This window comes from Acidihalobacter prosperus (assembly GCF_000754095.2).
GTDB classification, from domain to species: domain Bacteria; phylum Pseudomonadota; class Gammaproteobacteria; order DSM-5130; family Acidihalobacteraceae; genus Acidihalobacter; species Acidihalobacter prosperus.
This window is the reverse complement of the sequence record NZ_JQSG02000002.1, coordinates 550,271-564,464: the sequence shown is the minus strand read 5'-3', so window position 1 is coordinate 564,464 and position 14,194 is coordinate 550,271. Positions and strand designations below refer to the sequence as shown.

At 62.2% G+C, this 14,194-nt stretch carries 18 protein-coding genes and 1 tRNA gene; 9 read left to right on the top strand and 10 right to left on the bottom strand.

The window, feature by feature from the left end; translation table 11 throughout:
* The 9 genes from tolA to THPRO_RS06690 all read left to right on the top strand — a co-directional run.
* A partial coding sequence (gene tolA / locus THPRO_RS06730; protein ID WP_065089388.1) for a cell envelope integrity protein TolA occupies positions 1-429 on the top strand: 429 nt, incomplete at its 5' end.
* Between the two features lie 2 nt (positions 430-431).
* The gene (gene tolB, locus THPRO_RS06725; RefSeq protein ID WP_236717264.1) at positions 432-1,730 is read left to right on the top strand and encodes a Tol-Pal system beta propeller repeat protein TolB; all 1,299 of its coding nucleotides are present in this window, start codon (positions 432-434) and stop codon (positions 1,728-1,730) included.
* Positions 1,731-1,781: 51 nt separating this feature from the next.
* Positions 1,782-2,456, top strand: a complete 675-nt coding sequence (gene pal, locus THPRO_RS06720) for a peptidoglycan-associated lipoprotein Pal (RefSeq protein ID WP_052064215.1) — start codon at positions 1,782-1,784, stop codon at positions 2,454-2,456.
* A 25-nt stretch (positions 2,457-2,481) separates the two neighbouring features.
* Positions 2,482-3,267, top strand: a complete 786-nt coding sequence (gene ybgF, locus THPRO_RS06715; RefSeq protein WP_161489943.1) for a tol-pal system protein YbgF — start codon at positions 2,482-2,484, stop codon at positions 3,265-3,267.
* Complete coding sequence (queE, locus tag THPRO_RS06710) at positions 3,254-3,946, top strand: 7-carboxy-7-deazaguanine synthase QueE (protein WP_052064213.1); 693 nt, start codon at positions 3,254-3,256, stop codon at positions 3,944-3,946. The genes ybgF and queE overlap by 14 nt, the downstream gene beginning before the upstream one ends.
* On the top strand, positions 3,943-4,614 hold the full coding sequence (gene queC / locus THPRO_RS06705; RefSeq protein WP_038088633.1) for a 7-cyano-7-deazaguanine synthase QueC: 672 nt from the start codon (positions 3,943-3,945) through the stop codon (positions 4,612-4,614). The genes queE and queC overlap by 4 nt, the downstream gene beginning before the upstream one ends.
* Before the next feature lie 141 nt (positions 4,615-4,755).
* The gene (locus THPRO_RS06700; RefSeq protein WP_065089386.1) at positions 4,756-5,982 is read left to right on the top strand and encodes a YeeE/YedE family protein; all 1,227 of its coding nucleotides are present in this window, start codon (positions 4,756-4,758) and stop codon (positions 5,980-5,982) included.
* 89 nt (positions 5,983-6,071) lie between these two features.
* A tRNA-Lys gene (locus tag THPRO_RS06695) sits at positions 6,072-6,147 on the top strand.
* Between the two features lie 88 nt (positions 6,148-6,235).
* A complete protein-coding gene (locus tag THPRO_RS06690) occupies positions 6,236-7,300 on the top strand; it encodes a tyrosine-type recombinase/integrase (protein WP_038088624.1) in 1,065 nt (354 codons plus the stop codon).
* 335 nt (positions 7,301-7,635) lie between these two features.
* Here the strand turns inward: THPRO_RS06690 and THPRO_RS17560 are convergent, their stop codons facing one another.
* The 10 genes from THPRO_RS17560 to THPRO_RS06645 all read right to left on the bottom strand — a co-directional run bounded on the left by THPRO_RS17560 (position 7,636) and on the right by THPRO_RS06645 (position 14,192).
* Positions 7,636-8,067: a JAB domain-containing protein gene (locus tag THPRO_RS17560; protein WP_456236353.1), complete on the bottom strand. Its 432-nt coding sequence runs from the start codon at positions 8,065-8,067 to the stop codon at positions 7,636-7,638.
* Positions 8,068-8,334: 267 nt separating this feature from the next.
* Positions 8,335-8,598: a hypothetical protein gene (locus THPRO_RS06680; RefSeq protein WP_145930715.1), complete on the bottom strand. Its 264-nt coding sequence runs from the start codon at positions 8,596-8,598 to the stop codon at positions 8,335-8,337.
* Positions 8,564-8,740 (bottom strand): hypothetical protein, encoded by a 177-nt coding sequence (locus tag THPRO_RS16960; protein ID WP_161489942.1) that lies wholly within the window; start codon positions 8,738-8,740, stop codon positions 8,564-8,566. The genes THPRO_RS06680 and THPRO_RS16960 overlap by 35 nt, the downstream gene beginning before the upstream one ends.
* Positions 8,737-8,970 (bottom strand): hypothetical protein, encoded by a 234-nt coding sequence (locus THPRO_RS06675; RefSeq protein ID WP_038088618.1) that lies wholly within the window; start codon positions 8,968-8,970, stop codon positions 8,737-8,739. Before THPRO_RS06675 ends, THPRO_RS16960 begins: the two co-directional genes overlap by 4 nt.
* Before the next feature lie 2 nt (positions 8,971-8,972).
* Positions 8,973-9,185 (bottom strand): hypothetical protein, encoded by a 213-nt coding sequence (locus THPRO_RS06670; protein WP_038088615.1) that lies wholly within the window; start codon positions 9,183-9,185, stop codon positions 8,973-8,975.
* Between the two features lie 5 nt (positions 9,186-9,190).
* On the bottom strand, positions 9,191-12,631 hold the full coding sequence (mobF, locus tag THPRO_RS06665) for a MobF family relaxase (RefSeq protein ID WP_065089384.1): 3,441 nt from the start codon (positions 12,629-12,631) through the stop codon (positions 9,191-9,193).
* Positions 12,628-13,023 (bottom strand): hypothetical protein, encoded by a 396-nt coding sequence (locus tag THPRO_RS06660; protein WP_145930714.1) that lies wholly within the window; start codon positions 13,021-13,023, stop codon positions 12,628-12,630. The genes mobF and THPRO_RS06660 overlap by 4 nt, the downstream gene beginning before the upstream one ends.
* Before the next feature lie 13 nt (positions 13,024-13,036).
* Positions 13,037-13,273: a hypothetical protein gene (locus THPRO_RS06655; RefSeq protein WP_145930713.1), complete on the bottom strand. Its 237-nt coding sequence runs from the start codon at positions 13,271-13,273 to the stop codon at positions 13,037-13,039.
* Positions 13,242-13,544, bottom strand: coding sequence for a hypothetical protein (locus THPRO_RS06650; RefSeq protein WP_038088600.1), 303 nt, complete (start codon positions 13,542-13,544; stop codon positions 13,242-13,244). The genes THPRO_RS06655 and THPRO_RS06650 overlap by 32 nt, the downstream gene beginning before the upstream one ends.
* 207 nt (positions 13,545-13,751) lie before the next feature.
* On the bottom strand, positions 13,752-14,192 hold the full coding sequence (locus tag THPRO_RS06645) for a hypothetical protein (RefSeq protein ID WP_145930712.1): 441 nt from the start codon (positions 14,190-14,192) through the stop codon (positions 13,752-13,754).
* Positions 14,193-14,194: the final 2 nt, after the last annotated feature.

Below are 14,194 nucleotides of genomic sequence, written 5' to 3'. Positions count from 1 at the left end.
AAGGCCGAGGCGGCGGCAAAGGCCCAGGCGGCGGCGGAAGCCAAGCGCAAGGCCGAGGAGGCGGCTGAGAAACGACGCCTGCAGGCGCAGATCGCGGCTGAGGCGGCTGCGCTCAAAAAACAACAGATGGCGGCGACCGCCGCGCGCAACCAAAAACTACAGAATTCGTGGTTGGCGGCTATCCAGGCGCGGGTTCAAAACAACTGGGTGATACCGCCGGGGTACCAGCCGGGACAGAGCTGCCGTGTCATGGTCCAGCAGGACCCGGCGGGGTATATTCTCAGCCTGCAGATCACCGACTGCACCGGAGACGAGTTGTTCAAGCATTCGGTCGAGGTCGCGGTCCGGCGTTCGGAACCATTGCCGCTTGCTCCCAATCCAAGTGTCTTTCAGCGTACCCTGATATTCGACTTCAAGCCTCAGAGATGACGATGCTCATACGACGACTTACGGTATTTCTGTGTCTGCTGCTCGGTCTGGCATGGATGCCGGCCCACGCCGCGCTCAATATCACGATTACTCAGGGTGCCGTGGGCGCGACGCCGATAGGCGTCGTGCCCTTCGGCTGGTCCGGGACGGGGCAGCCGCCGCAGCGTATCGGGCATATCGTCGCCGACGATCTGGCGCGCAGCGGCCTGTTTGCACCAGTACCGCCTGGCAAGATGCCGCAGCAGCCGACGCAGCCGAGCCAGATCAACAACACGGCCTGGAGCAAAATGGGGGTCGGGGACGTGGTCATCGGCGGGCTCGAATCGCTCGGCGGCGGTCAGTACAGCGTGCACTTCCAGCTGTTCGATACCCTGCAGAACCAGCAGCTGCTCGGCTATCGCTTCCAGGCCAAACTCGGTCAGCTGCGTCAGGCAGCCCACCGGATCAGCGATCTGGTCTATCAGCAGCTCACGGGGCAGCGTGGGGCCTTCAATACGCACATCGCGTATGTCAGCACCCAGGTGCAAGACGGCCGCATACAGCGATTCAGGATCATGGTGGCCGATTACGACGGTCATGATCCGCAAGTGGTCTATTCGTCGCCCCGGCCGCTTTCCTCGCCGGCCTGGTCGCCGGATGGCAAGTACATCGCCTACGTCTCCTTTGCCTCCGGCAGCCCCAAGCTGTATCTGCAGAACCTCGCAACGGCCAAGCGCGAGCTGATTTCCGGGCAGCCGGGACTCAACAGCGCGCCGGCCTTCTCGCCGGATGGCACGCGGCTGGCGCTGACATTGACGCACGACGGTCACGCCGAGGTCTACGTAATGAACCTCGCCACCCGCAAGTTGACGCAGGTGACGCACGACCCGTCGATCAATACCGGCGCGGCCTGGATGCCGGATGGCAAATCCATCGTCTTCACCTCGGACAGGGGCGGTTCGCCGCAGCTTTACGTCAAGACACTGGACGGCGGTCCTGCGCAGCGTCTGACCTACGACGGCAATTACAACGCCGGCGCCAGCGTATCCCCCGATGGCAAGAAGATCGCCTTCGTGCACCAGGCCGGCGGCGCCTTCCAGATCGCGGTGATGGATTTGGGCACCGGGCAGATGCAGGTACTGACCCAGGGTCCTCTGGACGATGCGCCGAGTTTTTCGCCCAACGGCGCAATGATCATCTACAGCACCGTCGATGGCGGCAAGAAGGTATTGGGTGTGGTCAGCGTCGACGGCCGTGTCCGTCAGCGTCTGAGTGGACCCGAGTACGTCAGCCAGCCGGCCTGGTCGCCGTATGGCAATTAGGTAGTTGAACGGGATATGTATCCCATTACGGGCTTTCCAAGGAGAGTGGTTATGAACAAGTTGTACAGGGTTCTGGCGGTTGCCGGTCTGGCCGCTACGCTGGGCGCCTGCGCGCCGACTTCGCAAACGGTCAAGCCGGCATCGACCGGCGGCGCGGCCGGCATGGGAGCGGGTACCGGTACGACGGGTGAGCAGGGACAGGCTAATGCTTTGCAGGGCCAGGGTGGGATGAGCGCGAGCGAGTTCAGCAATCCTGCCAGCCCGCTATTCAAGCGCACGATCTATTTCGCATTCAACAGCAGTGCGATCGCGCCTCAGTATCTTTCCATCATCAGTGCGCACGCCAAGTACCTGTCCGCGCATCCCGCCACGACGATCAAGCTTGAAGGCAATACCGATGATCGCGGTTCGCACACCTACAACATGGCACTCGGCGAGCGGCGCGCGCAGGCGGTGGCCAAGCTGCTGGAACTGCAGGGCGTGAAGCCCAGCCAGCTCGACATTATCAGCTATGGCGAAGACAATCCGGTCTGCCTGCAGCAGAATGAGGCCTGCTGGCAGAAGAACCGCCGCGTGGATCTGGTCTATCCGGGGCTGCCGGTCAGCGGCGATTCGCCGATGAATGCAACGCCGACAACGTCCTCGGCGTCGACGGGCGGATCGATGAGCGGTGGCCAGTCCATGATGGGTAATGGCAGCTCGCCGTCATCGACGACGGGGCAGTAAGCCAACAGACGACGGAACTCGATTTATGCGTTCAGTTCAATGGGTACCTGCAGTTCTGCTGGGGGCGGCATTCGCCGCCCCCAGCCTTCCCGCGTATGCAGACGACAGCCAGGCGGTGATCCAGCTCTATCAACAGATCACCGGTCTGCAGCAGGAAATTCGTCAGTTGCGCGGCCAAAATCAGGAGCTGTCGCACGAGATCGATGACCTGCGCAAGCGTCAGCGCGAGCTGTATATGAATACGGATCAGCGGTTGCAGGCGCTTGAGGCTGCGGTTTCAGGTGGTGCAGGCGCATCGTCCGGTGCGGGCACGTCGGGTACGCCCGCCACAGGCGGCAACACGCCGATGCCGGTCGCGAAGACGGGACAGGCTGCCGCCGCCACCACCGCGCCGCAGGCACAGGCCGCGCCAGCGAGTAGCGGCAATAATGGCCTCGATGCCTACCAGCAGGCCTTCAATCTGCTGAAGAACAGCCATTATCATGAGGCCATCGATGCCTTCAAGACCTTCATCAAGCAGTATCCGCAGAGTCCATATGTGCCCAATGCGGCGTACTGGATGGGGGAGGCGCTGTATGTCGAGCAGCATTTCAATCAGGCGCTCGCGCAATTCCGCCTGGTGGTAAACCAATACCCGCAGAGCAACAAGGTCGCGGCATCGATGCTCAAGATCGGCTACAGCCAATACGAACTCAAGCAGTGGCCTGATGCGCGCAAGACGTTGCAGAACGTGGTGAACAACTATCCCGGTACCAGTGCGGCCCGACTGGCTGCCGATCGCCTGAGACGCATGCAGCGTGAAGGTCACTAGCCAGACACGCGCCGAGCCGGTCGCCGAGCCATCGGCACTCAACCGCCTGCGTATCACCGAGATATTCCTTTCCTTGCAGGGAGAGGCGCGCGACGTCGGCAGGCCGACCGTGTTCGTGCGGCTGACGGGGTGCCCGCTGCGCTGCCGCTACTGCGATACCGCATACGCCTTTTCCGGCGGCACATCCATGTCGGTCGAAGCGGTGCTGAAGGTGGTGGCGGAGCATGCAGTGCGCCACGTCACGGTGACGGGCGGCGAGCCGCTGGCGCAGCGGGCCGCGCTGCCCCTGCTCACGGCCTTGTGCGATGCCGGCCATGCGGTTTCGCTGGAAACCAGCGGCGCACTGGACGTGGCGGGCGTGGACCCGCGAGTGGTGAAGGTGATCGATCTCAAATGTCCCGATTCCGGCGAGGCGGGGAAAAACCGCCTGGAGAACCTGCGTCACCTGGGTCCGCATGATCAGGTCAAATTCGTGATCTACGGGCGTGCCGATTACGAGTGGGCTCGAAGCCAGCTCAAGGCATTCGATCTTGCGGCGCGCGTCGAGGTGCTGTTTTCGCCAGTGCACGGCGAGCTTGAGCCGGCGCTGCTGGCCGAATGGATATTGGCCGATCGCCTGCCGGTGCGTTTCCAGATTCAATTGCACAAATACCTATGGGGAGACACACCGGGGCGATGAACAAGGCTGTGATCCTGTTGTCCGGCGGGCTCGACTCCGCCACCGTGCTGGCCATCGCGCGCGCGGCCGGTTTCGAGTGCTATGCACTGAGTTTCGATTATGGCCAGCGCCATGCGGCGGAACTGCACGCCGCCCATGAGGTGGCAATGCGCGGCGGTGCGGCGGCGCATCGCGTGATCAAACTGGATCTCGGCGCGATCGGCGGTTCCGCGCTGACCGACGCAAGCATCGACGTGCCCGAATTGCCGGGCGAGGGCATTCCCGTGACATACGTGCCGGCGCGCAATACCGTGTTCCTCTCGGTCGCGCTTGGCTGGGCCGAAGTACTGGAGGCCCAGGACATTTTCGTCGGCGTGAATGCGGTGGACTACTCTGGATACCCGGATTGTCGCCCGGCCTTCGTCGAGTCCTTCGAGCGCTTGGCAAATGTGGCGACCAAGGCCGGCGTGGAAGGCCGACGGATCCATGTTCATGCACCGCTGATCGAGGACACCAAGGCGGAGATCATCCGACGCGGCATGGCGCTTGGGGTCGACTATGCGCAAACGGTTTCCTGTTATCAGGCGGATGATGCCGGCCGAGCCTGCGGCCGTTGTGACGCCTGCCGGCTGCGCGCGGCAGGCTTCGATGACGCTGGTGTGCCGGACCCGACCCGATACCAGGGCTGAAGGGCGCGGCGCATGCCGGAATAAAACATGCCGGAATAAAAAACGGGCCTGACGCATCCTAGTGTTCGCGATCGATCAGGCCGCAGGGCCGAGTGTGCCCTGCGCGACTACAATGAGAACTTATTTGCAGAGGGACGGCTAATGGATCTGACAACGACACAACAGGTCTTGCTCGGGGGGCTCGGGCTGGCAGTGGTCATGGGCGCGGTGGTGAACAAGACCAATTTCTGCACCATGGGCGCGGTATCGGACTGGGTCAACATGGGCGACACGGGACGCATTCGCGCCTGGATGTTTGCGATCGCGGTGGCGATCGCGGGCGTGCTCATCCTGCAGTGGACCGGTCAGGCCAACATGTCCATGGTCGCCGACAACAGCAAATCCTTTCCGCCATACCTGACCAGCTCGCTGGCGTGGCCGCGCTATCTGGTCGGCGGCTTTCTGTTCGGCGTCGGCATGACCTTGGGCAGCGGCTGCGGCAACAAAACCATGGTCCGGATCGGCGCAGGCAACATCAAGTCGCTGTTCGTGTTCGCGATGATGGGCGTTGGCGCCTATCTGATGATGTATACCAATTTCGGCTATCACGTCTTCCTCAAGTGGATGACCCCGGCCTTCATCGACGTCAGCAGTTTCGGAGCCAGCAACCAGGGCATCGGCAGCATTCTTGCGGCGATGTTCGGTATCCATTCGCCGCAGGTGGTCGGCTACGTGGTCGGCGTGCTCCTGAGTCTCGCGCTGATTGTGTGGGCGTTGCGCTCGAGCGATTTCCGCGGCAGTCGCGATAATGTGATCGGCGGTCTGATCGTCGGCCTCATCGTGGTCGGTGGGTGGTGGCTGACCGCCGGGCCTGTCGGTCAGCACTGGCTGAGCGACATCGAATTCATGGATACGCCGCCGGCGGCGCCGGGTGCGCAGTCGTTCACCTTCGTTTCGCCGAGTGGTCAGGTGCTGTATTTCCTCAGCGCGGGCTTCAAGTCCAAGCTCGTGACCTTCGGCATGATGGTGGCGCTGGGCGTGGTGCTCGGTTCCTTCCTGTACGCGTTGTTCACGCGCAAGCTGCGGCTTGAGTGGTTCTCCTCGGTGACCGATTTTGCTCGCCATATCGTGGGCGGCTTCCTGATGGGCGTGGGCGGCGTGCTGGGCATGGGTTGCACGATCGGCCAGGGTGTGACCGGTGTTTCGACTCTGGCGCTGGGCTCGTACATGACCCTGATCTCGATCATCTTCGGGAGCGCGCTGACGATGAAGATCGAGTACTACCGCATGGTCTACGAAGGCGAGGCCACCTTCTTCAGCGCGCTGGTCGCGGCGCTGGCCGACTTCCATCTGGTGCCAGGCAAGCTGCGCAAGCTCGAGGCGGTCTAGTCCGTTAGCCAGTCGGGCTGTTGCATGCCTCTGGTGCGCTCCGGGATTCCGGGGACGCGCCAGAGGCGTTATACTGCGCAGCTTGCTATGGGCCGTTAGCTCAGTTGGTAGAGCACCGGACTTTTAATCCGATGGTCGTTGGTTCGAGCCCAACACGGCCCACCATAAAATCAAAGACTTACGGCAACTCTCGAAAAGTCTCAAAGTCCTGCGGTACAATTTCGGTACACTTTGACCTGTACCGGAGTGTACCGTGGCGACCATCACCAAGACTCAAAGCGGCACCTGGAAGGCGATGATCCGCCGCCAGGGCTGGCCGACCACCATCAAGACGTTCCGCCTCAAACGCGACGCGGAAGACTGGGCACGCACCACAGAAGATCAAATGGTGCGAGGTCTGTACGTGCAGCGCAGCCATGGTGAGCGCATGACGCTCGACAAGGCGCTTGATAGGTATCTGCGCGAGGTCACGCCCACCAAGAAAAGCTCTACCGCTGCACGCGAAGCGCATCATGCCTTGCCATTGCGCGAAGCGCTTGGTCGGTATGCGCTTGCCGCCATCACGCCGGACATAGTCGCCGACTACCGCGACAAGCGCCTGGCAACCATCAGCCCGCAAACCGGGCGCCTTTTGTCGGCGTCCACCGTGCGCCTCGAACTGGCCCTGCTTGGGCATCTGTACTCGACTGCAATACGCGAGTGGGGTCTGGGGCTCACGATCAACCCCGTTCAGCATATCCGCCGGCCTAAGCCGAGCGAGGGCCGGAACAGGCGCTTGACGGGTGACGAGGAACGGCGGCTGCTGGCAGCCTGCGATGAGCATTCAAACCCCATGCTGGGCGCCGTAGTTCGCCTGGCGCTGCATACTGGCATGCGGCAGGGAGAGATACTGAGCCTCACCGCCGACCAGGTGGACCTTGACCGCCGCGTGGTTCGCCTGAGCATGACCAAGAACGGTTCGGCGCGCACTGTGCCTCTATCTCGTGCGGCGGTGGACGTGCTGCGGGACGCGCTGACGTGTCCACTGCGGCGGGGTTCGCCGCTGGTGTTCCCCGGCGAACCGAAGCGCGGGCAGGCCGGGCGGGAGAACCCCGAGCGCGGGCCGTATGTGATCAACCGTGTTTGGGCGCACGCGCTCAAGCGCGCGGGCATCGAGGGCCTGCGGTTCCACGACCTGCGGCATGAGGCCGTGTCCCGACTGGTGGAGCGCGGCCTATCGGATCAGGAAGTCGCTGCCATCAGCGGCCACAAGTCCATGCAGATGCTGCGGCGATATACGCATTTGAGAGCCGAAGACCTGGTGGAAAAGCTCGACTAAGGCCGTTTTTAGCGCCTCTGGCGCGTTTTCCTTGGTTTTGGCTACATCCCCTAGCTTAAATCGCTCAAAAGCGCTCATATGCGCTTACAGAGCGTTTCACGCGCTTTGCCCTCGCGGAGTATGCCCCTTGCAAAGGGTAGGGAAAGCTCGATGGCGTCCCCGATGTGGACGCTGGGCGTCCCTTATCGGGACGCTTTTGTCCCGTTTCGGGACAGATAAAGCGAAAATTGTTCAACTTTTGGACAATCCGGCGGTTCAGTGTCCACTATCGGGACGGTTTTGTCCCGTTTCGGGACACGGACAAAGAAAGGCCCGGCAGAGGCCGGGCCATGGTGTCAGCCCAAGCGGATGCCGACCGTCTCAACGGGGCCACTGATGGTCTGTCCATTCAACTGGAACCGGTTCCGGCTGTACTTCGCATACACGCCGAAGTAAGGCGTGAACCGCCATCCGATGCGTAACGCCTTTCGATCCCATGGCCCGCCATAGGCCGCCGCGTTGTGTTCCAAGGCCCTGCGCACGACCTCACGGGGATAGACCGAGCAGCCATCAATCGTTCCCTGGAACAGTTCCTCGAAGGCGATGACGCGGTGGCGATTGTCCAGCCAAAGCACCGCGAACACCTCGCGTTCGCGTGCCGACAGGTTCATCGTCACAAAGTCCCGTGCGGTCTGCGGGCTGTCGATGACGTTCTCTCGTTTCACACGCTCAGCGAGGATCTGCCGCGCCTGGTGGATGATCTCGTCCGGGCTGACGGCTCGTGCCATCTCATAGTTGCCCGCTGCATCCTGAACAAAACCGCCGAAGTCGATCGCTTGCTGGTTCATTGTCTTTGCCTCGCCTTTGGTCGGGCATGGGGTCATGCCGCGCATGGCTCCTGCCACGCTGGCGAAGCGCGGGGGTAGCAAAGGTCAAGGGCCGGGAGGGCCGGCTGGCGCGGCCCACACGACCGCAGGGAGCAGGACACGGGCCGGGCCGAAGGGCAAAGCGCACCCTTGACAGACGCGAGGGGCAGCGCCCCTTAGAGGGAGGGGTTATCGGTATTCTGCTGCGAGCCGCATCAACTCGGCTCTGATCTTCTTGTCGATCTCCACCGCCGCCAGTCCACGGAAGTACCCGCCCCTGGGAGCGGGGCGGGACAGTTCTGCCTCCACGAGATCACGCACGGCGCCTGGAGGGATGGTCTTGGGCACGGTGGTTGCCGGCGGGGCTTCTCTTGGTTGGTCAATGGAGGCAAAGAGATCCTGCACGCCTGCCATGGCCTCAGCGGTTATCCTTGCCTTTTCTGCCTTGTTCATTTTCATCTTCCTCAAGAAACGTGGGTAATAAAAACAACCCAAGGGGGATCGCCAGCCATGTGAGCGATACGCCTGCCCATAGCAAGCCGACCAGCAAAGCCATGGCGATGCCCTCTATCCATCCGCTGAGTCTTGATGTCATGGGTATCTCCTTGCGGCTGGGATGACGCATGCGGCCGTCTGCCGCGCCCATCCCAGGATGTGCTGGGCACCATCCAGGAGGGGGAGGTGGTGGACTGCCGACCACCACCACGCCCAGCCGCCCAGCACCAGCAGCGCCAGCAGGATCGGCAGCCAGAGCGCGCGCGCGATGGCGAAGCCGGCGCCCCATAGCAGCCCGCGCACGAGATCGAGAATAAGCCCCGCGCCCATGGCTACAGCCCAAAATCCAGGTCACGATCCATGGCCTTGCCCTTGTTGGGATCATGGTGGCCGACAGCATGGCTGATCTGGTCCGCCTTGGTCGCGCCGCTCGGCGGCTCGGGCTGCTTGATGAGATCAGGCGGGGTAGGTTTCAGCCGATCCGCCGGCTGATGTTCCGGCCGCGTCTGCTGATTGGGTTTTTCACTGTCGCTGCTCATGCCCATGTCGTTCACCTCTCTATCTGTTGTTCGCGGCCGCGCTCGCGGCTCGCCTCTCTTGCCGCCTGGCGCTCGGCCTGGCGTTCCTGCTCCCGATCCTTCGTCATCTGTCGCACGTCCTCGATGCCATCTCTGCGATCCTGACGACCTGCCGACATGCCTTCCTTGGCGGCGGTGGCGGCGCGTTCCGCCATCCAGCGTTCGAGCCGCGCCTCAGCGGCGTTCAGGGCTTGAGACGGGATAGATTCCTTCCAGTCATTTGCACGCGCCGCATGTTCGGCGGCTCGCTCATAGTGGGTGGCCGCACGATCTTCCTGCTTCGCCGCCTGCTTCTCGTCCCTGCGGGCCTCCCGCTCCGCGTCCTTCACGACCTGCCGGTATTCGTCCGGGAGACAGTCGCGCTTGTGGTCCGCGTGCAGGCGCACGCCCTCCGCCTGTCCGTGCGCGGCACGGGCCATGTCGCGAAGTTCCGCTGCACGATCCTTGTCTGGCTCGCTCTCGGCCTGCCGTTCGAGATGCCGCCCCTGCCTGTGCAGGTCGGCCGCTGCTTGGTAGTCCTTAAGACACTCGACCGCCATACGCTCTGAGGCCTTGTCCGCCTGCCGCGCCTCGATCTCGGCGGCGGCATTGATCGCTTTCTCGTCCCAGCCGGTCGGCTGATGCCGTTCGTGCGCTTCGTCGCGGTCGCGCTCCGTGGCGCGCTCACGATCATTACCGTGTTCGCGCTCCGGCATTTGATCGTTTCGCTCGCGGTCACGGTCGATGGCCGGGGCTTCATAATCCAGAGTGGATTCCTTCTGCCTGCTCACGCTCATGGCCTCCACCACGTCCCTAAAGCGCTCAAGCTTCTCGTCGGCAAGGCCGGTCTGCGAGCCACCCTCGCGGCCTATCTGATAGTCCGCGTATCGGTCAAGGTGATCGCGCACGGCGGCGAAGCTGGCGCGTTGCTCGTCAGTCAGCGCCGGCGCTTCACCACGGGCGGCGAGATCGTCCGCCCAGGACAGCATCCGCTCTGTCGGCGGGGTCTTGTCCTCGATCTTCTTTGTTTGCGCTTCGGTGGTCACCCACTCAGTGCTTTCCTTTGCGCGCGAGGCCATGACGTAGCTCATTTCGCGGTGGATGGAATCGCTGGTGGCGTAGGCCACGACGCGCTCCACCGTCGCGCCCTGCGAGCGGTCAGCGGTGATGGCATAGCCGTGGCGCAGATCCTGTTTCTCGGGGTCGATCAGCTTCACGCTCTCGTCCCGATCCAGTTTTACCGCTACGCCTCTTTCGTCCACGCCGACCACGGTTCCGAGATCGCCGCGTCGGAGGTCCGACGCGTAGTCGTTCGTGCCTGCATACAGCGCACGGTCGCCGGGGGCATACTCCGTGCGCTCGGTACTCGTGCGCATTTGCTTGGTTTCTGGATCTAAGCCAAGCTCACGGACGGCTTCAAACGTCTGCCCGTTTTGCAGTTCGCCGCCATTCTTAAGCGCCGCTCTGACGGCCTGGTTTATGTCGCTTACTCTCTGGTTCGTCGATGCCAGAGCAAGCGTTTTTTCTTTGCCGACCTCCTGCGCCGCATCCACCCACTTCCGCGCGATCTCCTTGACGGCCGCGCGGTGGTTTTTCTCGATGCTGACCTGGCCCTTGTCGATGAAATGCAACAGCGCCTGCGCACTCTCACCCTTGCTCATGCTGCGCACTGCCTCACGGTCGCCTGCGTCGCGCTGGCGGTGGATTTCTTCCAGCCGGACATGGCCGACGCCTTTCTCAGCATCTGCCAGATGGCGAAAAACCGCGCCCGGCCCGACTGGCTGCATTTGCTTGTGATCGCCCAGCATGATCACCTTCGCGCCGGACTGGTCGGCTGCTTGGGTGAGGTCGTGCATGAGTCGCGAATCGGTTTTGCCCATCTCATCCGCGACGATCACGGTGCGCTCGTCGAGCCGGGTTTTGCCGCGCTCGATTTCGCTCAGCAGTCGATGAATGGTCTTGCTTTCCATGCCCGCCGATTGACCTAGATCCGCCGCCTGCTTTCCCTGCGGCGCGACGCCGATCACTGTGTAGCCCGCATCCTCATATGCCTGACGCACGGCGTTCATGGTGGTGCTCTTGCCGGTTCCTGCGTCGCCCACGAGGATCTGTATTTGGCCCCGCCCGGTGGTGAGATATTCGAGCGCCTTTGCCTGCTCGTCGCTCAGTGCGTGCCCTGCTGCCGCTTCGGCTTTCGCCCGCGCCTGGGCGACGGTCTCCGGGGTCAGCGTCCAGTCTGTTTTGAAGCGCCCGGCTTGCGCGGTTTCCATCGTTTCGCGCTCTTTCTGGACCAGTTCGGGGGTGCTGTAGCGCGTCGTTCCGTCAGGCGCGCGGAGGATCACGCATTCAGCCAGCGTGTCGTGAAAAAGCTCTCGCGCATCTTCTCTACCACGGCCCATGCCTTGGGCGGCGACCAGTGCGGCGTATTCGAGATCCTTTTCAGTGAAAACGGCTTTGTTCTGCGTCACGATTTCTTGCACGAATTCCACCGATGCCCGACGCTCTGCTGGGGGGATCGGTTCGCCCGCGCCACGCGCTTTATCTGCATCAAAGCCGTGCTCGGCGGCTCGTGCTTTCCAGCGTTCGCGGAGTTGGTCAATATCTTGGTTGTGGTCTTTCGCCTTTCGAGTATCCAGCGCCGCCGCCTGTGCGGCCTTTGCGCCTGAAACGCCGCGCTCGGCCATGGCTTCGAGGATCTGTTCGCGTCGGGTGCTTGATGCTTTTTCGAGCGACTGCGGAACGTCCGAGATCCGGAAACTCTCCCCATCGCGTTCGGTGGCAAAACCGGCTTCTCGCAGCTTCTCATCGAGATGAATTCTGTACGCCGCACCCATGATCTTTTGATGCTCGTAGAGACTGCGGCCGTCCAGGGTTCCCCATGTGCCATCGGCTCGCGCCGCGACGTTCATGATCGTTGCGTGGGTGTGCAGATCTTCGTCCAGTTCTCTCGACGTACCATGCCGCCACATGGCTGCGACCATGCCGACTTTTTCAAATTCCGAGCCGCCCTGGCCGCGTCGGGTGCTGATGAAGCGCTCTTGCATTTCTGCGAGCGTTTGGCGCACAGCTTCATCGTGCGCACGCTCGACGGTGGCGCGCGTTTCTTCGTCGCCGACGGCCCAGACATTGCTCACGCTTTTTGGTGCGGAAAACGTGCAGTCGTACAGCGCGACCCTGTCGCGCTCACCCGCGTTTTGCACGAGTGCTTCACCTGTTTCTGGGTGGTATCCATCCGCCAGCGCGTGGAAGTCAGCAACCGCTACAGCGCCGGTCAGGCCCATCGCTTCCGCGCCCTCGCCGAACCATTCGCCGGCCGCGTCTTTGGAATAGTAATCTTCGCGCTCGGCCTCGCCGCCGGCGCGGTGCGCGTCGGTCTGTAGGTGGGCGTAGTACGATTTGGCCGTGCCCGCGTTGCGGGCCGAAACGCTCATCATTCGTCGAGTTCTCCCGATGCATGGGCAAGGGCCGCAATCTCTTTTCTCAGCGGCTCTTTCCGGCCCATGTCGACCTGCGGCATGATGCCGTGGGCGATCACGCGGGACAGGCTGCCGGCGATCTTCTTGGCGACTTTTTCATCCGGGGTCGGCAGGTCTCGGAGGGCGGACATGATCTCGCGCTCCATGTCTGCGACGGCCTCCGCCGTATCCTTCATCGCTTCCTTGATCATCATCGCCAGCCCCTTTCGATGGGCTTCCAGCAAGGCCTCCTGAGTGCGCCGCCATTCGTCGATAATCGTGCCGCGCATCACGGCTGCACGGAGTTTTTCCGAGTCGGTTTCGCCTGGGAATTTTTGCAGAGCGGCGAGGCCGCTGGCGTCAAGGCGCACACCCACCATTTTGCTAGTCATCGCTCAAATCCTTGCCGCCTAGAACGTCTGCCATTGCCCTGCGCACCTCATCCGTGATCACTGGTCGCAGTGAATGAATCTCGCGCGCTACGCCGTCGAGAATTTCATCCGCCAGCGCGCCCTGGACGAGCGCGGCGTGCACGCGATCCGAGTCCGTTTTGCCGGGGAATTTGCGCAGCGCCATTTCCATGCCTGGGCTAAGTCGCACTGAAATCGTCTTGGTTTTCATCTTCGACTTCCTCGCTTGTTTCTTCGCCACGATCTTCTCCCGGTTCCTGAATTACGCAAGCGGATTCCAGTTTCTGGACAAGTTCGCGGAACGCGGCCTCAAGTTCAGAATACGGGATGTCCAGCTTGTCGATTCCGGCCTTAACGGCCGCCCTGGCAATCGCCTGTTTCCGCTGTTCGCGCTCGCGTTTCTCCGCTTCCTTCGCGGCCTTTTTCAGCGATTCGATTTGCATCAGCAGTCGTTCGGATTTGCTCATCGTCTTTGCGTTCATCGTGTTAACACCTATTTTGCTGTCAATTCAATGGCTTAGATGGATTTAGCCCTGCACCTGTTTTCAGGGTGTTAACAGCCGCAAGCCGCGCCAGTACTGGCTTTGCGGGTTGCGGTGTTTGCACGGAAGGTGCAGGGGTGTGAGGAAAACTCGGCCGCGCCAGCGGCCGGGTTTTCCGACCCGAATTCCGGGGTTTTGGTTTGAGTTTCAGTGCTGCGGTTCATGGTTGATCACGAACAGGATTTGAAGCACGAGACCGCGGAAAACTTCCCGAATTTCGGCCTCAATGTCCGCATCACGAATCACCGGTCCGAGACATTCCTGCGCGCGCTCCTTGGTCCAAAATCCGTCGATCGCTGTCGCATGATCGACGCACCGGGCGAGCACTTTTTCCAGCAGCTTCGTGACGTAAAAGAAATCAAGTTCCACACCCGCCATTAGCTCCCGAGCCGCGATCACATTCGCGGGTGCGGGCCGTTCGTTGTCAGCGTCCGCCGCCGCCTGTTTTGCCATCTGCGCCTCAAGACCCTCGACGCTCATTCTGATCTTGGGGTCCCAATCTTCGCGATCTTCCGGCGGCACCTGGGTCAGTAGATACCAAAGATTTTCATCGCCGGTGGGTGTGTTTCCGTCGTTCCATTCAGTCATCT

What these genes read in the sequence shown, in the direction of transcription:
- mobF (WP_065089384.1), bottom strand. Translation starts at nt 12,631, where the DNA reads ATGATGAGCGTTTCGGCCCGCAACGCGGGCACGGCCAAATCGTACTAC.
- THPRO_RS06700 (WP_065089386.1), top strand. Translation starts at nt 4,756, where the DNA reads ATGGATCTGACAACGACACAACAGGTCTTGCTCGGGGGGCTCGGGCTG.
- THPRO_RS06655 (WP_145930713.1), bottom strand. Translation starts at nt 13,273, where the DNA reads ATGAAAACCAAGACGATTTCAGTGCGACTTAGCCCAGGCATGGAAATG.
- THPRO_RS06675 (WP_038088618.1), bottom strand. Translation starts at nt 8,970, where the DNA reads ATGGGCGCGGGGCTTATTCTCGATCTCGTGCGCGGGCTGCTATGGGGC.
- THPRO_RS06650 (WP_038088600.1), bottom strand. Translation starts at nt 13,544, where the DNA reads ATGAACGCAAAGACGATGAGCAAATCCGAACGACTGCTGATGCAAATC.
- THPRO_RS06680 (WP_145930715.1), bottom strand. Translation starts at nt 8,598, where the DNA reads ATGAACAAGGCAGAAAAGGCAAGGATAACCGCTGAGGCCATGGCAGGC.
- THPRO_RS06670 (WP_038088615.1), bottom strand. Translation starts at nt 9,185, where the DNA reads ATGGGCATGAGCAGCGACAGTGAAAAACCCAATCAGCAGACGCGGCCG.
- tolB (WP_236717264.1), top strand. Translation starts at nt 432, where the DNA reads ATGCTCATACGACGACTTACGGTATTTCTGTGTCTGCTGCTCGGTCTG.
- pal (WP_052064215.1), top strand. Translation starts at nt 1,782, where the DNA reads ATGAACAAGTTGTACAGGGTTCTGGCGGTTGCCGGTCTGGCCGCTACG.
- THPRO_RS06645 (WP_145930712.1), bottom strand. Translation starts at nt 14,192, where the DNA reads ATGACTGAATGGAACGACGGAAACACACCCACCGGCGATGAAAATCTT.
- queC (WP_038088633.1), top strand. Translation starts at nt 3,943, where the DNA reads ATGAACAAGGCTGTGATCCTGTTGTCCGGCGGGCTCGACTCCGCCACC.
- ybgF (WP_161489943.1), top strand. Translation starts at nt 2,482, where the DNA reads ATGCGTTCAGTTCAATGGGTACCTGCAGTTCTGCTGGGGGCGGCATTC.
- THPRO_RS16960 (WP_161489942.1), bottom strand. Translation starts at nt 8,740, where the DNA reads ATGACATCAAGACTCAGCGGATGGATAGAGGGCATCGCCATGGCTTTG.
- THPRO_RS17560 (WP_456236353.1), bottom strand. Translation starts at nt 8,067, where the DNA reads ATGGCACGAGCCGTCAGCCCGGACGAGATCATCCACCAGGCGCGGCAG.